Annotated in this window: 17 protein-coding genes and 4 pseudogenes; 10 read left to right on the top strand and 11 right to left on the bottom strand. The window is 45.1% G+C overall.

The window, feature by feature from the left end; translation table 11 throughout:
- Positions 1 to 281: 281 nt before the first annotated feature.
- On the bottom strand, positions 282 to 2,354 hold the full coding sequence (locus tag JCM15124_RS11045; RefSeq protein ID WP_024999464.1) for a TonB-dependent receptor plug domain-containing protein: 2,073 nt from the start codon (positions 2,352 to 2,354) through the stop codon (positions 282 to 284).
- Between the two features lie 292 nt (positions 2,355 to 2,646).
- Here JCM15124_RS11045 and xpt point away from each other — a divergent pair, with 292 nt between their 5' ends.
- The 4 genes from xpt to JCM15124_RS14215 all read left to right on the top strand — a co-directional run bounded on the left by xpt (position 2,647) and on the right by JCM15124_RS14215 (position 5,686).
- Complete coding sequence (gene xpt, locus JCM15124_RS11040; RefSeq protein WP_024999463.1) at positions 2,647 to 3,219, top strand: xanthine phosphoribosyltransferase; 573 nt, start codon at positions 2,647 to 2,649, stop codon at positions 3,217 to 3,219.
- 4 nt (positions 3,220 to 3,223) lie between these two features.
- Entirely contained in the window at positions 3,224 to 4,567 is a 1,344-nt protein-coding gene (locus JCM15124_RS11035) for a nucleobase:cation symporter-2 family protein (RefSeq protein WP_024999462.1), read from the top strand.
- A 94-nt stretch (positions 4,568 to 4,661) separates the two neighbouring features.
- Entirely contained in the window at positions 4,662 to 5,117 is a 456-nt protein-coding gene (locus JCM15124_RS11030) for a hypothetical protein (protein WP_024999461.1), read from the top strand.
- 50 nt (positions 5,118 to 5,167) lie between these two features.
- Positions 5,168 to 5,686 (top strand): DUF4251 domain-containing protein, encoded by a 519-nt coding sequence (locus tag JCM15124_RS14215; RefSeq protein WP_232220171.1) that lies wholly within the window; start codon positions 5,168 to 5,170, stop codon positions 5,684 to 5,686.
- A gap of 299 nt (positions 5,687 to 5,985) precedes the next feature.
- Here the strand turns inward: JCM15124_RS14215 and JCM15124_RS11020 are convergent, their stop codons facing one another.
- From JCM15124_RS11020 to JCM15124_RS14205, 8 genes and pseudogenes are all read right to left on the bottom strand, one after another.
- Complete coding sequence (locus JCM15124_RS11020; RefSeq protein ID WP_024999460.1) at positions 5,986 to 7,464, bottom strand: MBOAT family O-acyltransferase; 1,479 nt, start codon at positions 7,462 to 7,464, stop codon at positions 5,986 to 5,988.
- Between the two features lie 8 nt (positions 7,465 to 7,472).
- Positions 7,473 to 8,231, bottom strand: coding sequence for an SGNH/GDSL hydrolase family protein (locus JCM15124_RS11015; protein ID WP_024999459.1), 759 nt, complete (start codon positions 8,229 to 8,231; stop codon positions 7,473 to 7,475).
- A 5-nt stretch (positions 8,232 to 8,236) separates the two neighbouring features.
- Entirely contained in the window at positions 8,237 to 8,989 is a 753-nt protein-coding gene (locus JCM15124_RS11010) for an exodeoxyribonuclease III (protein WP_024999458.1), read from the bottom strand.
- 61 nt (positions 8,990 to 9,050) lie between these two features.
- The gene (gene folE, locus JCM15124_RS11005) at positions 9,051 to 9,644 is read right to left on the bottom strand and encodes a GTP cyclohydrolase I FolE (RefSeq protein ID WP_024999457.1); all 594 of its coding nucleotides are present in this window, start codon (positions 9,642 to 9,644) and stop codon (positions 9,051 to 9,053) included.
- Between the two features lie 70 nt (positions 9,645 to 9,714).
- Positions 9,715 to 10,380: an SPOR domain-containing protein gene (locus tag JCM15124_RS11000; protein WP_024999456.1), complete on the bottom strand. Its 666-nt coding sequence runs from the start codon at positions 10,378 to 10,380 to the stop codon at positions 9,715 to 9,717.
- A 79-nt stretch (positions 10,381 to 10,459) separates the two neighbouring features.
- Entirely contained in the window at positions 10,460 to 12,580 is a 2,121-nt protein-coding gene (locus JCM15124_RS10995) for a BT_3928 family protein (protein ID WP_024999455.1), read from the bottom strand.
- Positions 12,573 to 13,123: pseudogene (locus tag JCM15124_RS14210) on the bottom strand (DUF1599 domain-containing protein). The gene JCM15124_RS10995 and the pseudogene JCM15124_RS14210 overlap by 8 nt, the downstream one beginning before the upstream one ends.
- A 360-nt stretch (positions 13,124 to 13,483) precedes the next feature.
- Positions 13,484 to 15,996 (bottom strand): annotated as a pseudogene (locus JCM15124_RS14205) (YfhO family protein).
- Between the two features lie 98 nt (positions 15,997 to 16,094).
- Between JCM15124_RS14205 and JCM15124_RS10980 the strand changes: the two are divergent.
- The 3 genes from JCM15124_RS10980 to JCM15124_RS10970 all read left to right on the top strand — a co-directional run bounded on the left by JCM15124_RS10980 (position 16,095) and on the right by JCM15124_RS10970 (position 19,046).
- Positions 16,095 to 16,793 (top strand): 5'-methylthioadenosine/adenosylhomocysteine nucleosidase, encoded by a 699-nt coding sequence (locus JCM15124_RS10980; RefSeq protein WP_024999454.1) that lies wholly within the window; start codon positions 16,095 to 16,097, stop codon positions 16,791 to 16,793.
- A gap of 102 nt (positions 16,794 to 16,895) precedes the next feature.
- On the top strand, positions 16,896 to 17,387 hold the full coding sequence (locus tag JCM15124_RS10975; protein ID WP_024999453.1) for an S-ribosylhomocysteine lyase: 492 nt from the start codon (positions 16,896 to 16,898) through the stop codon (positions 17,385 to 17,387).
- Positions 17,388 to 17,570: 183 nt separating this feature from the next.
- Positions 17,571 to 19,046, top strand: coding sequence for a BspA family leucine-rich repeat surface protein (locus JCM15124_RS10970; RefSeq protein ID WP_024999452.1), 1,476 nt, complete (start codon positions 17,571 to 17,573; stop codon positions 19,044 to 19,046).
- Between the two features lie 371 nt (positions 19,047 to 19,417).
- Here the strand turns inward: JCM15124_RS10970 and JCM15124_RS10960 are convergent, their stop codons facing one another.
- Positions 19,418 to 20,107 (bottom strand): porin family protein, encoded by a 690-nt coding sequence (locus tag JCM15124_RS10960; protein ID WP_024999450.1) that lies wholly within the window; start codon positions 20,105 to 20,107, stop codon positions 19,418 to 19,420.
- Positions 20,108 to 20,215: 108 nt separating this feature from the next.
- Positions 20,216 to 22,015: pseudogene (typA, locus tag JCM15124_RS14200) on the bottom strand (translational GTPase TypA).
- Positions 22,016 to 22,219: 204 nt separating this feature from the next.
- On the opposite strand from typA, the gene rpsO reads away from it, so the two are divergent.
- The 3 genes and pseudogenes from rpsO to JCM15124_RS14195 all read left to right on the top strand — a co-directional run.
- Positions 22,220 to 22,495, top strand: a complete 276-nt coding sequence (rpsO, locus tag JCM15124_RS10950) for a 30S ribosomal protein S15 (RefSeq protein ID WP_024999449.1) — start codon at positions 22,220 to 22,222, stop codon at positions 22,493 to 22,495.
- A gap of 612 nt (positions 22,496 to 23,107) precedes the next feature.
- The gene (locus JCM15124_RS10945; protein ID WP_024999448.1) at positions 23,108 to 23,617 is read left to right on the top strand and encodes a Dps family protein; all 510 of its coding nucleotides are present in this window, start codon (positions 23,108 to 23,110) and stop codon (positions 23,615 to 23,617) included.
- A 145-nt stretch (positions 23,618 to 23,762) separates the two neighbouring features.
- Positions 23,763 to 24,226, top strand: a pseudogene (locus tag JCM15124_RS14195) (WG repeat-containing protein); the annotation flags it as partial.

Raw genomic sequence — 24,226 nt, 5'->3', positions numbered from 1 at the left:
GTTTTATATTGGGTAAAGAAGCAAGGAAACTACTTGTCTGCTAAATTATTTACACGTAAAGAAATATTTATTTACGTGTAAGTAAATTATTCTTTACGTGTAAATAAATATTTTTCTACACGTAAGTAATTCATGAATGTCCGGCAAAAATCGCAAAAGAACTTAGTACTCGTAAAGGGAAATACAAAGAAAAACGCTCCCGAACCTCATATAAAAAGGTTCGGGAGCGTTGGTACATGAAGTATTAAACTTCCTTCTCAGCTACAAAAATGGCAGAAATGCTACATCTGTATGCTGATTCCTGCAGTTATCCAAGTGCCGGGTTGCGGCACATTACCGTAGTCTACATACGTCCGGTTCAGCAGGTTGTTGGCGGCAGCAAAGGCTGTCCACTTAGCCGTATTCCACGAAAGGCGAGTGTCGAGTATGCCATACGTGGCGTAATTGTGTCGCCGGTTGTTCGTGTCGATATAGCTTCCCATACGGTGGAGTAAACGATAATTCAAACCTAAATCGAGGTTTCGCCACAAATTCAGTTGCAAATCTGCCACCATTTTGTTCTTTACATATTCCAATACATACTTGCTCGTTATGCCTGCATGCTCCTTTTCGTTCTGGTTGAGGTAGCAATAGGCAAGACTGAATTGCTTTAGGAAACGCTGTGAAGGCATTAAGGCACGGAAATCGAAACTAAGAGAAGCCTCAACACCTACAACATTGATGCGCCCGAAGTTTACGCTTTGCCACAGCGTAGCACCGTTTGCATCGAGCGTACCGTCTGAAATCCAATCGATAAGGTTCTTTTGGTGGTTGTAGAAGATGCTTGTCTTGCCGCTGATACCACGTGTGTTGTACTTTATACCTGCTTCCAATGCCGACAATTCTTCAGGTTTCAGATGCTTGTCTGCCTTGTGTCCACCCACAGAATAAAAGAGTTCGGTGAACGACGGCATACGCAGCGAAGTGTTGTACGACGCATACACCTTCCACGCGTTGCCTATTCGGTAGCCGGCATCTATGCCCGGATAGACGCGCATATTCATATCAGCCTGACTGTTCTTTACAGCCACAATGCCTGCTGAAAGCGTAAAGCGCGAAAGAATAATGTTGTGTTCCAATACAAACTGCAGGTTGGTGCGGTTTATGCCGTTCGTATAGTTGCGGTCGGTGCCGTGAATGTGGTGCGGACGTTCGAGTTTCTCGCCAAGATTGGTGCTCACAAGTTCTTCGTGGCGTAATTCTGCCCCGAAAGCCGTGCGTCCCAAAGTCCAATCGAAGTAAGCATTGAGATTTAAGCCATATACATCGGTGCGGTGGTAGTTGTACGCATACTTTTCGGGCGCACCACGGAAAAGTTCAAATCTGTCCATACTGCGGTTCCAATAGATGGACGGACGAATGTGGAACTTGCCTTGTTTGTTTTCAGCCTGTAAGGCAGTGAACGTTTTAAACGTATGTTCAAACTGGTCGTCGTACTTGGCAGCATAGAACGTATTGGCACCAAAGTCTTTAACACTCATACCGGCGTGCCACCGAACTGCAATCCGGCTGTCGTTATAGTTGCCTTGATAGAAAGCCTTGCTTGTTTTGTAGTCGGCATTCAGCCTGTCAGCCTTGTTGCGCAGATAACCGTCGCTACGCATAAACGACCCCGAGAGTTGATTGTTCCAACGCCCTTGCGCAATGTTTGCACGTGCACCCGCTGCCAGATAGCCGTAAGAGCCACCTTCTATGCGTGCAGAGAGAGAGGAAGAGGGGGGAGTTTTGGTTACAATGTTTATCGCACCTAATAAAGAAGATGTGCCATAAACGCGTCCTGCCGGACCTTCGAGAACTTCAATGCGTTCAATTTCGCTTATATCGACAGGGAAATCGAAAGTGTTGTGAGCGGTTTGAGCATCGCAGATGTTAATGCCGTTCAGCAAAACCGTGATTTGCTCGGAGTTTCCGCCGCGTATGCTCACATCGGTAAGTGCTCCTAAAGCTCCTTTCTGGCGCACGTCTACCCCTACGGCATACTTCAACAGGTCGTTTACACTTTGTACTGGCGCGGCTTGAATGTCTTCACGAGTCAGTACAGTTACCATTCTCGCTTGCTGACTTACGGTCAGCGGCGCACGCGTACCCGTTACACTCACTTCGTCGAGCATCACTTGCTTGTTGGTTACTGTAGAATCGCTACTCGTTTGCAAGGCTTCGTTGCTAACGTTGTGTGCCGTTGCATGTTGAAGAGTAGCAACACTCAGTACACCAATTATCACTTCCTTGCCGAGAACAGCAAAGAGTGAATAGCCGCGATTAGAGAAGTGAGTAAACTTCAGTACACTACGCTTGTTTAAAATTGGTTTGTACATGATGTAATAAATTTATTAATGGTTCGGACTATCTGCTCTTAGTGGGAAGCAGACCTTACCGAAACCGAGGTGCAAAAGTACATAAAATCGTCAAAACAGCCTATAACAACGGTGTTTTATTTTCGTTTTGGTTTCATTCTTTCGCAAAAACGAAAAATAAATGGTAAGATTAGCAGATAGTTTTTCATAATTTATTACTTTTGCATTTTATATTTCTAACAATCGGGTTGTTCCTATCCTGTTGGCAGTATAAGTACAATTAAAACAGTAATCTAAATAAAATAACCGTACAATGAGAACATTGATAGACCGCATCCTTAAAGATGGCAAATGCTATGAAGGGGGAATTTTGAAGGTAGACAAGTTTATTAATCATCAGTTAGACCCAAACCTGATGAAGCAAATAGCCGTGGAGTTTATCCGTCGCTACGCTTCTACCGAAATAAACAAGATTATAACAGTGGAGGCAAGCGGCATTGCGCCTGCCATTATGATGGGTTTCCTGCTCGATTTGCCTGTTGTTTTTGCCAAGAAAAAGAAACCTTCGACAATGGTGGATATGATTTCGTCTACCGTTTTCTCGTTCACAAAGCAGCGCGAATACCATGTTTGCATTTCAAGAGAGTATCTTACACCGGCCGACAAGGTGCTTTTCGTAGACGATTTCTTGGCTTACGGAAACGCTGCAAAGGGCATTATAGACCTCTGCAAGCAAGCCGGAGCAGAGCTTGTAGGTATGGGATTTATCATCGAGAAGGCGTTCCAACACGGCCGTGAGATTATTGAGGCAGCGGGAATACGTTGCGAAAGCTTAGCCATTATCGATTCATTGGACAACTGCGAAATAAAACTAAGAAAAGGATAAAACCATGGAACAAACAAAAGAACTTATTTATGGGCTGAACGACCGCCCACCTTTGCGAGAAACAATCTTTGCTGCCGTGCAGCACTTGCTGGCGATTTTCGTTGCCATCATTACACCGCCGCTCATCATCAGTTCGGCTTTGGAATTCGATTTGGAAACAACCGGCTTCCTTGTTTCCATGTCGCTGTTCGTCTCGGGCATAGCTACTTTCATTCAGTGTAAGCGTTTCGGCAGTTTGGGTGCAGGTTTATTGTGCATTCAAGGTACGTCGTTCTCGTTCATTAGTCCCATTATCGGAGCCGGAATGCTCGGTATGGTAGGAGGAAAGATGAATGTAAGCATGGGATTGAGCTATATATTCGGAGCTTGTATGTTAGCTTCTGTCGTGGAAATGCTGGTCAGCCGCGTGCTGCCGTATATGCGTAAAATCATAACACCGCTGGTTTCGGGCATCGTTGTTACACTTATTGGTCTGTGTTTAATAAAAGCGGGTATCAATTCGTGCGGTGGCGGTCAGGCAGCGATGAATGCCGGCACATTCGGTTCTATGCAAAATCTTGGATTGGCGTTGCTCGTACTTATCAGCATCGTGGCTTTCAACCGTTCAAGAAACCCGTTCTTGCGTATGGCATCTATTGTTTTGGGCTTGATATTGGGTTCCACGGTGGCTTACTTCTTAGGTTTAATCGACTTTTCACGCTTAGGCGACACAGGCACATTGAACATTCCCGTACCTTTTAAATATGGTTTGCGTTTCGACATCGGCTCCATTATCGGCTTGGGACTTATTTATTTGGTTACAGCCGTTGAGGCTTACGGAGACATTACTGCCAACTCGCTTATTTCGGGCGAGCCTGTTGAAGGACCTGTGTTTATGAAACGTGCGCAAGGAGGTATATTGGCAGATGGCTTCAACTCGTTCCTTGCAGCCGTATTCAATAGTTTTCCAAACTCAATCTTTGCGCAAAACAACGGAATGATACAGCTTACAGGAGTTGCCAGTCGGTATGTGGGCTACTTTGTAGCAGGTGCTTTGCTTGTCTTAGGCTTGTTCCCAATAGTAGGACAGTTTTTCTCGCTTATCCCCGACTGCGTTCTCGGTGGTGCAACACTGCTGATGTTCGGTACGGTAGCTGCTGCAGGCATACGCATTATCGCTGCCACTGCCATCAACCGCAAGGCTGTTTTGGTAATGGCAATGAGCTTTGCAATGGGACTGAGCGTAGAACTCGTGCCGAATATATTGGATCAGATGCCCGAAGTGGTACGCAACATATTCTCAAGCGGCATAACAATGGGTGGCTTAACAGCTATTTTAGCAAATGCACTCATTCGTATTAAAGAATAAAAAATTAGGGTAAAGTTTTGCGACTTTACCCTAACTTTCTCCTTTTTATTTTTATCTTTGCAGAAGATATTCGCTTAATTAAAACAAAGGAACTATGGCAAAAGAAAATAGAAAACGTAAGTTTACAAGCACTTTAACCTTCAAAATACTCTTGGGGATATTGGTTCTATTTGTTTTAGGACTTTTCTATAACTTCATTATCGCCGAAGACGATGTTGTTTCGGAGCAAGAAAAGCAAGAGGAACAGCAACGAAAGGCTGCACTCGATACGGTAGACGTGGTGGGAGACTATCTTTGGTCGAGCCCCAAACCACGCAAAGAGGACTTGACAACCGATGACGAGAAAACAAAAGCTGAGGCAGAAATAAAGAAAATGGTTGAAGAAGCAAGAACGAACGCAGCAAAGAAAGCAAAAGAAAACAACAACGCTGCCAGTGCACCCCCTACTCCTTTGCCTGCTCCTGCTGTCGAGCCGGTGCCTGCAAAGCCTGCAACTGCCCCATTGGTAGAAAAGATGTCAGCACCTAAAATAGAGAAAATCGAACAATAATCTTTGTTGTATCGAGCATCTGCAAACCCATACTAAAGAAGGAGGTACGTATGAAAAAGATTGTAATTTTATTATTGTCAGTAGTCGTTATGTTCGGCTGCGCAACTGTCTATCGCGATTCTGAAGGCAACGTTGTGCCACGCGAAAAGATAGAAATATTGAAAACAGCCGCTGTAAAAGGGCACTTGGCTGAAAAGAGATTTCGCATTTTTGTAGATAAAATCTACCCTATGGGAATGCCGGTACGCACATTAAACGAAGACTACGTGATAGAAGTCAGCCGCGATTCTATCGGTATGATGCTTCCTTATGTGGGAAGACTCGACCGTGCGCCTATCGACGGACGTGTGGGAATAGAAGTTTTATCGCCCATATACAGCTACACGAGCGAACCGATAAAGAACGGAGAGCGTATCTTGATTGAAACACGAGACCAAACAGAAACCTATCTCGTCGTTTTAAACATCTACGATGATGCTCTGCAACGTAAACCTGAAATCGAATATAAGGGCATCGATTGGTTATTCGGGTGTAATGCAGCTCAACGACAAGTTTGTTCCGAAACGTAAGAAATAGCCGGTGGCAAGGCTGAAACTTTAGAACAAGGCTGTCAGTATTCAGCAAAAATAAGCATAAAGTTTCAGCTTTTCGCTTAAAATGCGCCTTTTACTCCGCTGCATTACTGCCGCTGCACACCTTATTACATAGGTGAAAAACAAGTAAGAAGAGTGTAAATATTTTTTATAAGCACATCTATTGTGTAACCATCTTACTATCAGCGCATTGTAAAATCTATTGTTTTGCATTGCCAAAGCGCAGTTATCACTTTTTAAGAGAAGTATCTTTACAAGACAAACCTGCTGAAACGTTAAAACCGAGTGTATATAAAAGGTTGGACACTGTTCTGACTTAAATTAACAACAAGCTGCAAAACAAGCAAGAATATCATTAACTTTGCCAACCAAGGCAACGAGATGAACTTTTGCTGAAGCCATTTATAATCGCTCTGACGAATAGAATGCAGCTCAAGACTGACAGCCAATAGCATTATCCAAAGCAAGCGTGTATTAATGAAACTCTGAACATCTGCGAAATGCAAGTCAGTAGTAATCTTACCAATTATGCTAAAAGCGGTGCTAAGGTCTTGCGAACGAAAGAACACCCACGCAACAGATATATATGCGAAAGTTATTGTCCAGCAAACGGCTTTCACATATATTGTGCTGGGAACATTACCGAAACCTCTGTTCCGGAAGAACTTATGGATTGTCAAACCGATACCGTGCAGGAAGCCCCACAACACAAACATGCCCGATGCGCCGTGCCACAACCCTGCCACTATCATTGTTATGAAAGTGTTCCGATAGGTTTTCAACTCTCCTTTTCGGTTTCCACCCAATGGAATATAGATATAGTCGCGAAACCATTGCGAAAGCGTGATGTGCCAACGATGCCAAAACTCAGTCAGATTCAGACTCTGATACGGAGAGTTAAAGTTGTTAGGCAGTTGGAAACCCATAAGTGCTGCAATGCCAATCGCCATATCGCTATAACCGGAAAAATCACAATAGATTTGCAAGGTAAAGCCCAATACGCCCATTAAGTTTTCAAAACCGGTGTAAGCCAATGGGTCTGCAAATATCCAATTGTTATATTGTGCCAAATAGTCGGCTACCAATGCTTTCTTCAGCAAGCCGCAAATAATGAGCCACAGACCTGTATTGATAAGTTCTTTATCGTTGAGGTGCGGTGCATTTATCTGTGGAATTAAAATCCGGGCACGTGTAATAGGACCTGCTATCAGCAACGGAAAGAAAGTGAGATAAAAGGTGTATTCCAACAAACCCGTCGTTTTGGGGAAACGTTCTTTGTACACATCAACCGTGTAACTAATGGCTTGGAAGGTATAGAACGAAATACCGATGGGCAACAACAGCTGCAAAGGCGCGAAGTTTGTTTGCAGCAGATGGTTTAAAATATCGAGTGTGAAATTGGTGTACTTATAGTAAAGCAGCGGCAAAAGTTCAATCAGGATAACAAGCGAAAGCCCTATTTTGCGTGGTTTTCCACGTCGCAGCCGCATCATCTTCTTGGTTAAGAACCACGAAAGCAATGTTGTTATGGGCAACAAGCACATCAGAACACCATTCGCCTTATAGGCAAAAAGCAATCCGAACAGTATGACATAGGTTTTCAGCCACGCCTTTCTATAACGGTTTATATAGAGATAAACCGCAAAAAACACAAGAAAGGCAACCATAAACGACAGCGTGCAGAACGACCAATCCTTATTGGGTGTTGTCAAAAAGGAAAGCAATGCGTTTGTTGTCTGCTGTAAATCTATCATTTATCCTATTAAAATCCCTTGAAAGAAGGTTGTAAGAGTTTTGTATTTGTTGCCTTATGGTGGTGTTGGGGAGTATTCAGCACTACGGGATAAGCCGCTTTTGAACTTCCCATAAATGCAGCAACCTTGTTCAACCACAGCGCAGCAGCCTTCCAAGTTGGGTGATAATGGTCGGGACCGCGCTTCAATTTCAACCCTCTACTGTCAAAGAAGCAACCTTGTTTCGTATGCTTCTTCATCAAATTGATAATTCCCGTGTCGCCATTCCAGCTTGCAGGACTTATCCAAACGTAGGGATAGTTGCCCAATTTCGCTACTATCGCCTTTATATTCGCCTCTCTTGCATCTAAATCGTTAATGAAAAGCTCGTTGCTACCCAAGCAAAGCAAGATGTAAGTAGGCTTATACTTCTTTATGAAATGCTCTATCGTTTGCGAGTTTGCCCACTTCTCGGTGGTAGAACCATACCAAATAACGGTATATAGCTTGTGTCCGTTCTCCTTTGCATAGTCGCCGAGTCGTCGAGACAAGCCTTCTACCATCGAATCGCCTATGAATAAAAACGTCTGATTGCGCCTGTACAGCTTCTTTTCCTTTCGTTTAGCAAGTGCTGTCGAATCGTTGTTATCAGCCTTTTGCAGTTGCGTGAGGTTGATTTTCTTTAACGAAAACTTACCAAAAGAAACTTCCCCCGGCACAATTGCATAGCCTATGACGATTGCCAACACGGCAACCAACAGCAGAAAAATTTTGCTTTGCTCGCGCACTCTGCCTACAAATTCAGTTCAACCTCAACAGGGCAGTGGTCGCTGCCATACACTTCCGTCTGTATTTTTGCATCGACAAGCTGCTCGCGCAAACGGTTCGACAACAAGAAATAATCGATACGCCACCCTGCATTCTTTTCTCTTGCCTTGAAACGGTACGACCACCACGAATAAGTTACCTGCTCCGGATAAAGCGTTCGGAAGCTGTCGATGAAGCCGTTGCCAAGGAACTGCGTCATTTTTGCTCTTTCTTCATCGGAGAAGCCTGCATTCTTGCGGTTTGTCTTAGGGTTCTTTAAGTCTATTTCCTCGTGTGCAACATTCAAGTCGCCACACACTATTACCGGCTTTTTCTCGTCCAATCGTTTTACGTATGCTTGGAAATCGTCTTCCCATCGCATTCTGTAATCTAATCGTTTCAAGCCGTCCTGTGCGTTGGGAGTGTAGCATGTAACGAGATAGAAGTTCTCCATTTCGAGCGTAATAACCCTTCCTTCGTGGTCGTGTTCGTCTATTCCTAATCCATAAGAAACACTCAAAGGCTTGTGCTTTGTAAAGATTGCCGTACCCGAATAACCTTTCTTGTCGGCATAATTCCAATACGACTCGTAGCCATCGAAGGCAATATCGAGCTGTCCTGCCTGCATTTTTGTTTCCTGCAAACAAAAGAAGTCTGCATCAATCTCTGCAAAACTTTCTTTAAAACCCTTTGTAACACAAGCCCGAAGACCGTTTACGTTCCATGAAATAAACTTCATATTATCGTGTTTCCTTTCTTTTATTATTCTATTTAGACGGTTGTTTTAGCAACCATTTTCTTTATATTCGCATCTTATCGGAATGCACAAGGTTCATAAATTCCTCACGTGTTTTCGCCTGATTGAATGCTCCGCTGAACGCACTTGTTGTTGTAATAGAGTTTTGTTTCTCTATGCCGCGCATCTGCATGCACATGTGTTTCGCCTCTACCACTACCATTGTACCGAGTGGGTGCAATGTGTCTTGTATGCAGTCCTTAATCTGTTGCGTCAGTCTTTCTTGCACTTGGAGGCGATGACTGAATATATCAACCACGCGTGCAACCTTGCTCAAGCCTGTAATATATCCGTTGGGAATGTATGCAACGTGCGCTTTGCCATAGAAAGGCAACATGTGGTGTTCGCACATAGAGAAGAAATCGATGTCTTTTACAATCACCATTTGGTCGTATTTTTCAGCAAACAGCGCATCGGTAAGTACCTTATGCGGGTCTTGTGTATAGCCACGTGTCAGCACTTGCATTGCTTTTGCCACACGCATAGGCGTCTTTTCCAGTCCTTCTCTATCGGGGTCTTCACCTAAAAGTTGCAATACATGTCGGTAATGTCCTGCGAGATCGTCGAGACCTTCGCGGAATTCTATATTTAATATCATTGTTGTTCTTGATAAATCTTATAAAACTATATTATAATAATGTTTGTTCTGCTATTTAAAATGAAACAGATTAGTAATCCATTTCGTATTCATCGCCAAGCACTTCAGTTGTTTCAATCGTTACCATCGTCCTGATAATGTTGGCATGGGTAAATCCTTCCTTTCTCAACTTCCTCATTACCTTCTGTGCTTGTTCGTAGTTTGTGAAATTTCCTACCTGACACATCCAGCGAGGAGAATAGAAATGAACGTATATGGGCTCTGTTTGTAATATCTGTTTAGCCTTCTGTCCCCATCTTTCAGCTTCTTTTCGAGCTTCTCTCGTATTGCCTCCTGAATAAGCCAACACACGAAATCCTCTTACCTTCCTTACGCCTTTTGCCACACGTTTCGTTACCGTGTGCCTGATTTCGGTACCATCAGTCGGGTCAATAAGTGGGCGACGAACTTTCTTTCGTACAAGTTTCGTGCGTGGAGATGCAGTGCTCGCCGACGGAGATGGCGTCGGTGCTTCTATACGAGGCTCTACTCGTGGAATAACTGCCGAAGGAACAGTTAGTTTTTTCACCGCTCCTTGTGGCTGCGGTTGTGGTTTCTTCTTGCTTGTCTTAGCATTTTTCTTTCCGTTCACCAACGCATCGATGTCCTCACTCTGCGTTACGGTAACAGTACCTTGTGCACCAACAGCCAAACAGCTAAGTAGTGCAACGACCAATATGGCAAGGTATTTCTTCATTTTTCTTGTCTTTATAAAGTCCCTAAGAACCGCCACCGCTTACAGTTAGCGGTTCGCAGGACTTTCCGTTTATTTGTCTTTACTTCTTCCAAGCATCGATGATACCCTTGAAATCGGCAGCTTTCAACGAAGCACCGCCTATCAATCCACCATCAATATTAGGCTTTGAGAACAGTTCCGGTGCATTGCTTGCCTTGCAGCTGCCACCATAAAGAATGCTTGTATCTTCGGCAACGTCCTTTCCATACTTTTCTGCTACGATAGAGCGAATGTATGCAAGCATCTCTTCAGCTTGGTCAGATGTTGCAGTCTTTCCTGTTCCGATAGCCCAAATTGGTTCGTAAGCAAGGATAATGTTCTTCCATTCCTCTGCACCAAGATGGAAAACAGAACCTTCGAGTTCAGCCTTCACCACCTCGTTCTGCTTGTTTGCCTCACGCTCTTCCAGTGTTTCGCCACAGCAGAAGATAACTTTTAAACCATTTGCGAGTGCCAATTCTACCTTTTCCTTCAGTATTTCGGCTGTTTCGCCATAGTATTGACGACGTTCAGAGTGTCCGAGAATAACGTATTCAGCACCTGTACTCTTTACCATTGCAGCAGAAACCTCACCCGTGTAGGCACCTTTTTCCTTGTTGGCACAGTCTTCCGCACCAAGCTTTACCAACTCCTTGTCCAGCACATTGGCAACGCTTGCCAAGTGAATAAAAGGAGTGCAGATTACAACATCGCAGTTAGGCTTGTCTGCCTTCAAAGCGTTATTGATTTCTGTTGCCAATGCAACACCTTCTTGCAGGGTTTCGTTCATCTTCCAGTTACCTGCTACAATTTTCTTTCTCATATTTCTTTTACGTTTTAAAAGTTGATAAAGTTTCCTCTTCTGTTCATTCTTTAAGAGCCATTGTTCCTTCTCCTTAATCCACTGTTCGCGCTTTTTCACCCATTTTGTCCACGCCCAAAAGCGGTCGGCAATAATGAGAAGGATAAGCGGCAGCAAGTAGCAAAGCACCATTGTAAGTATTTTCTTCCATGCGCTGCTTTCGGGTTCGTGCCCTATTGGGAGCAACGACAGAGGTGCATTCAGCTCTTCTATCTTCGGAATATCGTTGTGGTTCCACTTGTTTATTATCGTTCCCTTGTACAGCAACAAGAGTCCCGGGTTGCTTCTTATCACGGTTTTCAGCGTTGTACCGTCGGTGGTATAGAATGGATATTCCGCCCCCGTTATGTCGCGCCAATGCTTTATGCCCTTTTCCGTGCTCGATGTCAAGCCGTAGAAAGCATAGCCGTTTTCCTTTGCATATTCGTATATGCCCTCAATATCGCCGAAATTCCTGTCTTGTGCTACTTCAAGAAAAGGTGCTATCAGCAAGAAGGTATAGCCGTCTTTGCTCAATATCTGTTCTGTAAGGTCTTCGCCGGTCTGCTCATTGGTGATTGAGAAATCATGAATAGGTGGCTCGTAGCCTTTTTCTACTATTTCCTGCTTCGTATCTACAAACACCCAAGCAGTGTCATTGTATGGATAATTGTTCTCATCGAACTCCTTCTGAACACCGTCTTTGGTGCAAATAAACGTTGTTTTGTACTTCGTTGGCTTTGCCCCCTTCGGTATTTGCATCGCTTTCTGAATATTCTGCCCGATGTAATAAGGGCGAAAATCGAACAGTGGCAAGTGGTAAAGACTCAACAACGACACCACGATGATGAACGCCATTGTGAAGTAGGTGGCTATCCACTGGTTGGTTTTTGAGATGAAACGCACCTGATAGAGTGGCCACCGCATAACGACAACAACCGCAGCGAGCAGCACCAAGTTCTTCGCAAAGGTCTGACTGTTCGTCAGATGTATCGCATCGCCAAAGCAACCGCAGTCCTGTATAGGGTTGCTAATGGTGAGCCACAGCGTTATGACGGTCATTCCGAGCATCAGCACGAACGACAATTTGCTCACCAAACGGCGACGAATAGCCAGCAAGAGCAACACACCCAGTGTAAACTCTGCGCCTGAAAGCGAGATGGACAGAATGAGTTGCACCCATTCGGGTATCTTTCCGGCCATACCCAACGCAGCGAAATAGTCGCCAATCTTGTATTGCGAGCCGAGCGGGTCTATGGCTTTCACGAAGCCGGAGAAGATGAACGTTGCGGCAAGCAACAACCGACAGATGTTTACTAAAATCGATTTCAGTTTACTCATTATGCAGTTTTATTGCCCCGAATACAGCGTAGATGATGATGTCCATATAGTTGGAATCAATGCCTTCGCTCACCAATGTCTTTCCATTCAAGTCTTCCATTTCCTTCACACGCTCTATCTTCGTGAGTATAAAGTCGGTGTAACTGCTCACACGCATATCGCGCCACGCCTCGCCGTAGTCGTGGTTCTTCTTCAGCATCAGCTCGTAAGTGGCCTTTATATGCTTTTCGTAAAGTGCCATTGCTTCGTCGGGCGTTATATCCACAGTGTCTACAAACGGGCGTTCGAGCTGTATAAGTCCTATAATTCCGTAGTTGATAAGGCTATAAACTCTTGCCGAACACTTTCGCCAACACGGTTTTCGCCCGTTATCTCTATCGAGCGAATGCGCTTTGCCTTGATAAAGAGCTGGTCGGTAAGCGACGATGGGCGCAGTATGCGCCACGAAGCACCATAGTCGTGCAGCTTCTTTGAAAAGAGAGACTTGCATTCGCTTAGAACTTCTTTAAACTCCTGTTCGGTCTTTGTTATCTGTTCTGACATAGTGAAATTCTTATTTACAATGCAAAAATACTGAAAATATACGAATTGGCAAAATCATTCTTACTAATAATATATAAGCAGGTGAAATCCGCTTCTTTTGTTGAAACGCTATTCAAACGCACAGAAGGCAGGTTAAAAGTAGAGAATAGGAGGTACGGGAGAAAGGGTATTTACTTTCAGTAGCGTTTGTCTTGCTTTCGGAAGCATATTTTCGACTTAACGGCAGTGGTGTGTTGGTCTATTTTTCCTATACCTTTGACAGGTAAAAACAACAACTTCGGCACCACGATTAAGACCTCAATAAATGGCAGTCTTTCATCGTTATGCCGAAGTTTCTATTGTTTCAGAGTTTCGCAAGTGTTATTCTTTCGCTACCTTTTGCTTCTTCCATTCCACATATAGGGCTGCACAAATGGCAAGAAGAAGGGCTACGAGTGCCACGTAGGCAATGGTTTCGGTGGTGCTGATGCTCGTTGGGTGAAAGTCTAACACTACCTCGTGTTTGCCTGCTTTCACGTTTAGGGCACGCAGAATGTAATTCACACGACCGAGTTCGGCAGGTTGTCCGTCTATGGTAGCAGACCAACCGGGATAGTAAACTTCAGAGAATACAACCACACCGCCCTTTGCTGAGTTCACCGTATAGGTCAAACTGTTTGGTTCGTACTTGGTCAGCACGACGCTTGCAGTAGAGTCGTTGGCTTGCGTATTGCCGAGTACGGCTTCAAACTTCTTATCGGCTACGGCTTCGTGGCTGACGTCTATCTTGCCCACTTCGGCGTATTCGGCATTTGCATCGGCAACATAGGTGAGTTTATCTACAAACCAACCATTGCCTTGAGCGTACGGATTTTGCAGTTGTGTTGTAGCATTGCCTTGCAACGGAACAATGAAATATTTGGCATTGAGCATGTTCAGCACCGGGAAAAGCTTTCTTCCGTCTACTTCCGACATTACACCGCCTTTGATTCCGATGGCTTGCATGCCTGCTTGCATTTCGGGAGCGATGTACTTGTCTATCATTTCCTGATAGCGACGGAGCTTGGCCGGATGATAGCCACCAATGCTTTTGTGGAAGTACGACGTATTGTTTTCGTTGAATGCGCCCGACGAGAAGTTCAGCACACGGTACGATAAAGACTTGTCTTTCAGTATTTCCATATCGGTTGCGGTAGCTTGCTGTGGCGTATCGCGCTCGCTCTTGGGCACAAACATATCGTCGTTCAGGTAGCGTTTGTCTACTTGCCAAAGGTCTATCAAGCAGAGAGCAGATATTCCGATGATAAGATAGAGCGGCTTAATCTTCTGTGCCTTGTAAAGCAAAAGCATGGCAACACCGATGATTATGACGATGATAGAACGCCAAGCGTCGCTGCTTACCATTGCCGAACGCATGGTGGCAATGCTCGAAAGCATTGTGTTCTGAACATCGGGTGTCATTCCTTGAATGCCCGAAAGCATCTGTCGTTCTTGCTCTGATACGAACGGTCCCATCATACTCGGCATCAATGCCATTACGAGAGCTACACCTGCTGTCAGCGCAAGACCGGCATAAACAAACTTCATGTTCTTTGTCAGCACTGTCGGTTCGTCCACAATGCGTTTCAACGTAAGGGCTGCGAGCAACGGAATGGTAAATTCTGCTATCACCAATATGCTGGCTACAGTGCGGAACTTGGCATACATGGCACATTGTCGAGGAAGAAATTGGTGAAGCCCATGAAGTTGTGCCCCCACGAAAGCAGTATGGAGAGAATGGTTGCAGCCAGCAATGCCCACTTCAACGGTGTCTTAACGATGAACAAACCGAGTACAAAGAGGAAGAGAACGAATGCTCCGACATAGACCGGACCACTCGTACCGGGTTGCGTTCCGAAATATTGCGGCACGGCTTCGTAGAGTTGTGGCAACATGCTTTCTACTTCGGGGTTGGCTTTTGCCATTGCTGTTGCGTTCTGACTTAGCGGAACGCTTGCGCCGCCCTTAGCGTTTGGCACAAGCAGCGTCAGGGTTTCGTCTATTCCGTAGCTCCATTGCGTGATGTAATCGCGGTCGAGTCCCGAACTTGTTTGGTTGGCACTGTTGGCTTTTGTCAGCTCGCTCTTGCCGCGCATACTTTCTTTTTGGTATTCCCAAGTGTGGTAAAGGTTGGAAATATTGATGGCTACACCTATCAATGCCGCTGCTACGAGTACGCCCGAAGCCTTCAGGAAGTGTTGCAAACGCTTTTCACGAATGGCTTGCACAAGGTAGGCAACCACCATAAACAGCACGATGAAGAGGTAATAATACGTCATTTGCACGTGGTTGGCTTTTACTTCAAAGGCTGTAAACACGGCTGTAACGATGAAGCCCCACAGGTATTTGCCCCGATAAGCCAAGACCACGCCTCCTATCATCGGCGGAAGATAAGCCAACGCCATCACCTTCCAGAGGTGTCCGGCAGCGATAATAATAAGGAAATAGGAAGAAAATGCCCACAAAATACTGCCTAATGCAGCCAGCGATTGGCGGAAGTTAAATGCACGAAGCAGGATATAAAAGCCCAAGAGATAGGCAAAAAGGAACCAAACATAGTCGGGTAGCCAAAGATGATAGGCTGCCATGACTGCCGATAGTCCGTCGGTGGAATTGTACGAGGGCGAAATCTGGTAGGTGGGCATACCACTGAAAAGTGAGTTTGTCCAGCGTGTTACCTCGCCTGTACGCTGTTCGTACTCGGTAAGTTCCTGTCCCATGCCCACGCCTGCTTGCGAATCGTGGCGGAAAAGTATCTTGCCTTGCGATACGGGCACTAAAAAGTAAGCAAAAGAGATTACTGCAAAGAGTGCGACAACAATCGCATCGGGCAGACATTTCTTCAAAGTATTCATATTCTTTTTTATTTAAATCTTTCGTGATATGCGTGCAAAGATACAAAAAACTCGTTACTTACAACTGCCTGCTACTAACTTTTTCGTATCTTTGCAGCATGAAAATAGGAATTATTGTGGCAATGGACAAAGAGTTTGCACAGCTCAAGTCTATTCTCGAACATACGGAAACGGTGTGTCGCAACCATAAGGAATTTGTGCTTGGAAAGGTTGGCGACAAGGAAATAGTGTTGCAGAAGTGCGGCATCGGTAAGGTAAACTCTGCCATTGGCGCAGTGGAAATGATAAACAACTACAAGCCCGACCTCGTGGTTTCGAGCGGTTGTGCGGGCGGAGCTGACGCCACGCTGAACGTTATGGACGTGGTGGTGGCTACGGAGTGTGTCTATCACGATGTTTCGTGTGGCAGCGAAGCCGCCAAAGGGCAGATTATGGGCATGCCGGCACGCTATGCTTCGCCTGCGGAACTGGTAGAGAAAGCTCTTTCGCTGAACGATACGAAGGACGGAAACGACTTCACCATCAAGGCAGGACTTACGGTCAGCGGCGACTATTTCGTTACGACGAAAGAGAAAATGCAGTCTATTATGAACGATTTTCCCGAGGCAACGGCTGTCGATATGGAGAGTTGCTCCATTGCGCAGGTGTGCCATGTGTACGGCGTTCCTTTCGTTTCGTTCCGTGTCATCAGCGATATTCCGCTGAAAGACACCGATGCCGGCATGTATTACGATTTCTGGAACAAGATTGCCGAAGGCAGTTTCGAGGTTACAAAGCATTTCATAAACACACTTTAAACTCAGCACGAATACGCTTTAAACATTTCATAAACACACTTTAAACGCAGTACGAATACGCTTTAAACATATCAACAACATACTTTAAACATAAAGAACAATATGGACAAGATACCTTCTTTCACCATCGACCACGACCGCTTGCTGCGTGGTATCTACGTCAGCCGACAGGATAACGTAGGCAACGAAGTAGTAACAACTTTCGACATTCGCATGAAAGAGCCCAACCGAGAGCCTGCACTGCACATCGGTGCGCTCCATACCATAGAGCATTTGGCGGCAACCTACCTGCGAAACGATGCCGAATGGAAAGACCGCGTGGTGTATTGGGGACCGATGGGCTGCCTGACGGGCAACTACTTAATACTGAAAGGCGACCTGAAATCGGCAGAAATCGTAGACCTTATGCGCCGAACCTTCGAGTTTGTGGCTTCGTTCGAGGGCGAAATACCGGGCGCAGCACCCAAAGATTGCGGCAACTACCTGCTCCACGACCTGCCGATGGCGCGCTGGGAAAGTCGCAAATTCGTAGACGAGGTGTTGAACGGCATTACCGAAAAGAACTTAGTTTATCCGCTCCGAGAGGAAGAGTAAAAGGCAAATATTCTTCCTCAATACTTTGCAATTCTCAAAAAAAAGACTAAATTTGCCACTATATGGCAATATTTATCGTTCAACCCGATAAAAAACAACCACTGTTATGGTCTCCGTTCCGTGCCACAACAAAAGGAAGCGGGGTAGTTCATTTAATTAAATCATTTAAAAAACAACACTATTATGAAGTCAAAAGTTTTATTTTTACTGGTAGCTATGGTGATGATCGCATTACCGATACAGGCGCAAAAGCAAGAAGCTTATGTAGTGAAGAGCGACGACGGCGCAACGCTCACGTTCTATTACGACGCACAGAAATCGAGCCGAACGGGTACGGTGTATGGCATCAAGGAAACCCGATACCAAGGCAGATGCCCGGCTTGGGCAGGAGTTCCCGAAGCTAATAATACATGGACTACTACGGTCGTGTTCGATACATCGTTCAAGAACTACCGCCCGACAACCACCCGTTGTTGGTTTGGCGATTGCAGAGCCTTGAAGAATATCACGGGTTGGGAAAATCTCAACACGTCTGAAGTAACCGATATGACGGAAATGTTCTTTGCTTGCACTTCCTTAACCTCGCTCGACCTATCGAACTTCAACACGGCAAACGTTACCAACATGAGCAGTATGTTCATGCACTGCACAGATTTGACATCGCTCGACCTATCGAAGTTCAACACGGAGAAAGTTACCAACATGTACCACATGTTCTTCAACTGCCGTACTCTAACCTCGCTCAATATTTCGAGCCTCAACACGGCAAACGTTACCGACATGAGAGATATGTTCTCTATCTGCTCCCATCTGACCTCGCTCGACCTGTCGAAGTTCAACACGGCGAAAGTTACCGACATGAGCAGTATGTTCATGGGCTGTTCCGGCTTGACATCGCTCGACCTATCGAAGTTCAACACAACGAACGTTACCGACATGAACGGTATGTTCATGGAATGTTCCGGCTTGACATCGCTCGACCTCTCGAAGTTCAACACGGCAAACGTTACCAACATGGGCAGTATGTTCATGCAATGTTCCAAACTCACCTCGCTCGACCTGTCGAAGTTCAACACGGCAAACGTAATCAGCATGGCAAACATGTTCATGGGCTGCAGTAGCTTGGCTTCGCTCAACATTTCGAACTTCAACACGGCAAAAGTGAATTTCATGGTAAACATGTTCGACAGATGCCATAACCTTACCTCGCTCGACGTTTCGAGCTTCGACACGAAGAACGTAATCAGCATGGCAAACATGTTCAACAGCTGCCGTTCCCTGACCTCGCTCGACCTAACGAACTTCAACACAAAAGGCACGGTCGAAATACTTAAAATGTTCGACCACTGTTCGGAACTTACCACCATCTACTGCAACGACACATGGACGTGCGGCAACTCGAGAGACATGTTCAACCTCTGCGAGAAGTTAAAAGGCGCAGTGCCTTACGACAAGAACAAAACCGATGGGTCGATGGCAAACCCCGATACGGGATATTTCACAAAGAAAACACCGTCGGGAATTTCGTCAGGAACGTCATCGAACGACGCTACCATCAGCAGCATTTACTCTGTCAATGGCAAGAAACAGAACGAATTGCAGCGTGGGGTGAACATCGTTCTCATGAGCGACGGAACGACGCGCAAGGTAGTAAAATAAGAAAGAAGAAACACGTAACGAAACAACGCCATTTGTCGTAACGGAGTTACGGCATTTATCGCAACGGAGTTACGACCAATGGAGCAACGGAGTTACGACGATCGTCGTAACTCCGTTACGGCAAAAGCCCCTGTTCGACAACCGTTTTAACGGTTCCGAAATACAGAGAAACAAGGCTTATCGCACACCACGAAGAAAGCGCAATTACACCCCACTCGTGGTATATGATGATATATCGCTCGTGATATACGACGATACCCCACTCGTGGTATGCACCTGCAGCCCACTTGCGGGATAAAAAAACAAGAGCAAGGGCATACAACAAACCGCCTTGGCAGCGTTGCCAAGGCGGTTTGTTGTGTTGTTTTCTTTTACAGATTAAACTTGTATCCTACCGAAACTGTGATGATTTTGTTTTTGCTATCGATTAAATCGTGGCCGTAAACATTTGAAAGTCCGATATTGTAGCGAGCCGTCAGCATTACGTTCTCATATTCGTAGCTTATGCCAACAGGTATGGAAAAGGCGGTTTTCTTGATAAAACCCTTTACATCATTTTCATAAACTTCATTCTTATCGTACTTTATTCCACCACTTTCATTCGTTTCATAGCCTTGCATTTCTGTATGCGATATAGCCTTTGTAAGGAAAGAAGGCTGACAACCAACCGAGAACGCCAAGCCTTTTGATACATAAGCGTGGACAAGCAACGGAACATCAATATAGTCAAAACTTAAATATGTATCGTGGGACACAGTGCCCTTCTTTGCTTTCAGGTCGGCAGGTATGTCCTCAAAGTTGCAACCTGCTTGCGTATAAGCTACGCCACCAGACAGAGCCAACTTATCTGTCAGTTGATAATACACGTCTGCACCGCCCGAGAAACCTATGCGCGTTTGCGTATACGACACACGATTATCATCAAGATAGATTGCATCTCCGGTTAGATTTGCAAAGCTGACACCGATGTGTGGCACTACCGACCACGTTCCCCAATTAGATTGTGCCTGTATTCCGAATACAGAAAGCACAAATAAAGATAATAAAAAAAGTCGTTTCATAAGAATGTTTTGTTTTACTTATAAAACGACCTTTTCACCTTATTATTACATTACGAGCCGGCTTTTTCAGCCCTCCAATCAAACAGGCGATGCACGAACGACTGTTCCTTACTCCTTGTTTTCACGCTTGCGCTCAAGGTGGTCGAGCAGTATCTTGCGCATACGAATGCTCTTCGGCGTTACCTCGATATACTCATCAACCTTTATATACTCTATACATTCTTCGAGCTCATCTCCACCTTCGGTATTACGCGCGCCTTGTCGTCAGAGCCCGACGCACGCACATTGGTAAGTTGCTTCGCCTTCGTAACGTTGATAACCAAGTCTTTCTCGTGCACATGCTCGCCGACAACCTGCCCGCCGTAAACTTCTTCGCCCGGGTCGATGAAGAACTTGCCGCGGTCTTGCAACTTGTCGATAGAATAAGCGTATGCCGTTCCGTTCTCCATAGCTATCATAGACCCATTCGTACGACGGGTGATTTCGCCTTTGAAAGGCTGGTAATCCTTGAAGCGATGCGCCATAATCGCCTCGCCCTGACTGGCAGTAAGCACATTCGTGCGAAGTCCCATAATGCCGCGCGAAGGTATTTCAAACATAATGTTCACACGGTCGCCCTCGGTATCCATGCTCAAGAGTTCGCCCTTGCGACGCGTTACCATATCTATCATCTTGCTCGAGAACTCGTCGGGAACGTTAATCGTAAGTTCTTCGATAGGCTCGCAACGCTGTCCGCCTATCTCCTTATATATTACTTGCGGCTGCCCTACCTGCAATTCGTAGCCCTCACGACGCATTGTTTCTACCAAAACCGATAGGTGCAACACGCCGCGACCGCTTACAAGCCACTTGTCCATAGCTCCCTCTACGGGCGAAACCCGCAAGGCAAGGTTCTTTTCAAGCTCCCTGTCGAGGCGTTCGCTGATGTGGCGCGACGTGCAGAACTTGCCTTCCTTGCCGAAGAAAGGCGAATCGTTGATGGTAAAGAGCATGCTCATCGTCGGTTCGTCCACTGCAATAGGCGGCAAAGCTCCGGATTTTCGTAGTCGGCAATGGTATCGCCAATCTCGAAACGCTCCAAACCAATGATGGCACATATATCGCCCGAACCGACAGCATCGGTCTTTTGGTGCGTCATGCCTTCAAAGGTGTGCAGTTCCTTAATCTTTGTGCGCTCCTTGCTGCCGTCTCTGTGGCAGATGGTAATGTTCTGTCCGTCTTTCAATGTGCCGCGATGCACACGACCGACCGCAATTCGCCCCGTATAGCTTGAGAAGTCCAACGATGTTATCAGCATCTGCGGCGTACCTTCCAAACGGCGTGGCGCAGGAATGGCTTCAACAATCAAGTCCAAAAGATATTCTATGTTTTCGGTTTGCTCCTTCCAGCTTGCGCTCATCCAGCCGTTCTTTGCCGAGCCATATACAACCGGGAAGTCCAATTGGTCTTCCGTAGCATTTAAATCGCACATCAGGTCGAACACCATTTCGTACACCTCTTCGGGGCGACAGTTGGGTTTGTCCACCTTATTTACTACCACCACAGGCTTCAAACCCAATTGCAAAGCTTCTGAAGCACAAAGCGCGTCTGCGGCATAGGTCCTTCGAAAGCGTCTACCAACAGCAAACAGCCGTCTGCCATATTCAGCACACGCTCCACTTCGCCGCCGAAATCGGAGTGCCCCGGTGTATCGAGAATATTTATTTTAGTACCTTTCCAGTTGATACTTACGTTCTTGCTGAGAATTGTTATCCCTCGTTCGCGCTCCAAATCGTTGGAGTCTAACACTTCGTCGCTGTTGTTTTGTCCGTCACGGAAAAGTTTTCCAGCGAGCATCATCTTGTCTACCAACGTTGTTTTACCGTGGTCTACGTGCGCAATTACTGCGATGTTTCTAATATCTTGCATCTATTATGTCTTAAATCAAAACTCAAATGTGCGTGCAAAATTACAAATAATAATCGTAAAAGTATTGTGGAACAAATAAAATGTTGTAACTTTGCACCGCACTTTCGGAAATACCGATGCATTTAATATTGTAAGCCGTTACGATTAAGGCGGCTTTAACGATAGAAAGATGTAATTGCAAACAACATTAATCAACAAAGTAAAATGTACTTAAGCAAAGAAAAGAAAGAAGAAATCTTCAGCCAATACGGCAAAGAACAGAAGGCAGGCGACACCGGTTCGGCAGAAAGCCAAATCGCATTGTTCACCTATCGCATCAAGCACTTGACAGAACATGTTAAGAAGAACCACAAGGACTTCGTTACAACTCGTTCGCTTACACGCCTTGTAGGTAAGCGTCGTGCGCTCCTCGACTATTTGTACAAACGCGACATCGAGCGTTACCGTGCAATCATCAAGAAACTCGGACTTCGCAGATAAGGTTTCAGAAAACATACAAATCCCCACAAACAATCGCTGTTTGTGGGGATTTTTTATGTGCAACCTACAATTAGGCGACAGTTATCGGGCGAGTGGGTTTTCTTTTTCTCGCTCAAGGCAAATACCGAAAAATACCTCTGATTTTGTAAAGATAATTCTGTTAAAAAGTGATATAATCGCTTTGGCGTTGCGAAACCGTAGGTTTTGCGTTGTAAAACCTACGCTTTTACCGTGCAAAACCTACGGTTTTGGAATGCAAAACAATAGGTTTTGCAACACGCTGACAGATAGGAAGTTAAACGATACCTACTCTTCTGAAAAATCTTTACGATTTTATAGCCTTATTTTCGTCCACAAAACAAGTTTCTCCCACATAATTTCTACCGTTCCGAAACTTAGCCGTGCTTTTTGTGCACAGCTTTTTAGCATTTCAAAATAAAAAGCGTTATCTGCTCTTTTCTTTTTCATTCATAAACAGCTATTTATCTGATAGTTACCTGTTATTATAGATTAAACCTATATTTATATAGATAAAATCATTTGGCGGATAAGAAAATATAGCCTATCTTTGCATCAGAGAATAAGGATAATAACAAATAAAAAGGAAAAAGTATGAAGAATTTAGAAATTATCGGATTAGAAGAGAGTAAGGTAAGCAAAGTAAGAGAAGCACTTGCACAGTTGTTGGCAGATTTCCAAATCTATTATACCAATCTCCGCAACCTCCACTGGAACGTGAAGGGGCACAGCTTTTTCGTGATGCACGAGAAGTATGAGGAGATGTATAACAGTGCTGCTGCACACGTAGACGAAATAGCAGAGCGCATTCTCCAGTTGGGTGGCACACCTGAAAGCAAGTTCAGCGTGTACCTGAAGGTTGCAACCATCGAGGAACTTGGCAAAGTAGAATGTGGCAAAGAGGCAATGGAGCACATCTTAAGCTACTTCAAGAACCTTATCGCACAAGAGCGTGCACTCATCGCACTGGCAGACGAAGCCAACGACGATGTAACTGCCGACCTTATGACGGGCTACCTTGCAGCACAGGAAAAGACAGTATGGATGCTCCTCGCTTTCGCTGAACACCACCACAAAGGCGACTGTGGTTGCGAAAAGAAGTAAGCAACAGCCATAAAGATTGAATTTTTAAGAGAATGTATCTGTTTCGGATACATTCTCTTTTTAGTTGTATAGGAGTAACAAGGCTTTGATATTTTATCGTTATCTTTGCATTCTGAAACTATCAGACAGACATACTTAGCATAGAATGAAGACTCTAAAAACAATATTTTGCACGCTTTTCCTGCTCTGTTGCCTTGGTGTAAAGGCGCAAATAGCAGTGGCAGTAGCAGCAGCGGACAACGATTGGAACATTAAAAAAGATAATAGAACAGGGAAATTTGCGCTTTACACATCGGAAGGCAAAAGACTTTTAAATGGTCTTGACACCATTAAACGCATACAAGGCAGCTTGTTTATCGTTACTAAAAACAAGTTGAAAGGGGTTTATAGCGGTAAGGGGAAAGAAGTAATACCTATGAAATACGACAGAATGGAGGCGTTTGGCAATTTCTTTTGGAAGGTTTTCCTGAATGGGAAACAAGGCATTTACACCTTCAAAGGAGAGAAAGTATTGCCTGCAAAATACGAGGAAATTATCTATTTGTACAGGGATTGGGATTTAGACCCCGATTTTGTGGTGAAAGAAAAGGGTAAATATGGAATGTTCAA

Origin of the sequence: Prevotella falsenii DSM 22864 = JCM 15124 (assembly GCF_000613945.1) — a bacterium.
Classification (GTDB): domain Bacteria; phylum Bacteroidota; class Bacteroidia; order Bacteroidales; family Bacteroidaceae; genus Prevotella; species Prevotella falsenii.
Note: the sequence above shows the minus strand (reverse complement) of the source record. Positions and strands in the feature narration are given on the sequence as shown.

Coding starts and splice junctions, on each gene's coding strand:
- JCM15124_RS11000 (WP_024999456.1), bottom strand. CDS start 10,380: ATGAAGAAATACCTTGCCATATTGGTCGTTGCACTACTTAGCTGTTTG.
- JCM15124_RS10980 (WP_024999454.1), top strand. CDS start 16,095: ATGAAAATAGGAATTATTGTGGCAATGGACAAAGAGTTTGCACAGCTC.
- JCM15124_RS10970 (WP_024999452.1), top strand. CDS start 17,571: ATGAAGTCAAAAGTTTTATTTTTACTGGTAGCTATGGTGATGATCGCA.
- JCM15124_RS10975 (WP_024999453.1), top strand. CDS start 16,896: ATGGACAAGATACCTTCTTTCACCATCGACCACGACCGCTTGCTGCGT.
- xpt (WP_024999463.1), top strand. CDS start 2,647: ATGAGAACATTGATAGACCGCATCCTTAAAGATGGCAAATGCTATGAA.
- JCM15124_RS11035 (WP_024999462.1), top strand. CDS start 3,224: ATGGAACAAACAAAAGAACTTATTTATGGGCTGAACGACCGCCCACCT.
- JCM15124_RS11030 (WP_024999461.1), top strand. CDS start 4,662: ATGGCAAAAGAAAATAGAAAACGTAAGTTTACAAGCACTTTAACCTTC.
- JCM15124_RS11010 (WP_024999458.1), bottom strand. CDS start 8,989: ATGAAGTTTATTTCATGGAACGTAAACGGTCTTCGGGCTTGTGTTACA.
- JCM15124_RS10960 (WP_024999450.1), bottom strand. CDS start 20,107: ATGAAACGACTTTTTTTATTATCTTTATTTGTGCTTTCTGTATTCGGA.
- JCM15124_RS10945 (WP_024999448.1), top strand. CDS start 23,108: ATGAAGAATTTAGAAATTATCGGATTAGAAGAGAGTAAGGTAAGCAAA.
- JCM15124_RS11045 (WP_024999464.1), bottom strand. CDS start 2,354: ATGTACAAACCAATTTTAAACAAGCGTAGTGTACTGAAGTTTACTCAC.
- folE (WP_024999457.1), bottom strand. CDS start 9,644: ATGATATTAAATATAGAATTCCGCGAAGGTCTCGACGATCTCGCAGGA.
- JCM15124_RS11020 (WP_024999460.1), bottom strand. CDS start 7,464: ATGATAGATTTACAGCAGACAACAAACGCATTGCTTTCCTTTTTGACA.
- JCM15124_RS14215 (WP_232220171.1), top strand. CDS start 5,168: ATGAAAAAGATTGTAATTTTATTATTGTCAGTAGTCGTTATGTTCGGC.
- rpsO (WP_024999449.1), top strand. CDS start 22,220: ATGTACTTAAGCAAAGAAAAGAAAGAAGAAATCTTCAGCCAATACGGC.
- JCM15124_RS10995 (WP_024999455.1), bottom strand. CDS start 12,580: ATGAGTAAACTGAAATCGATTTTAGTAAACATCTGTCGGTTGTTGCTT.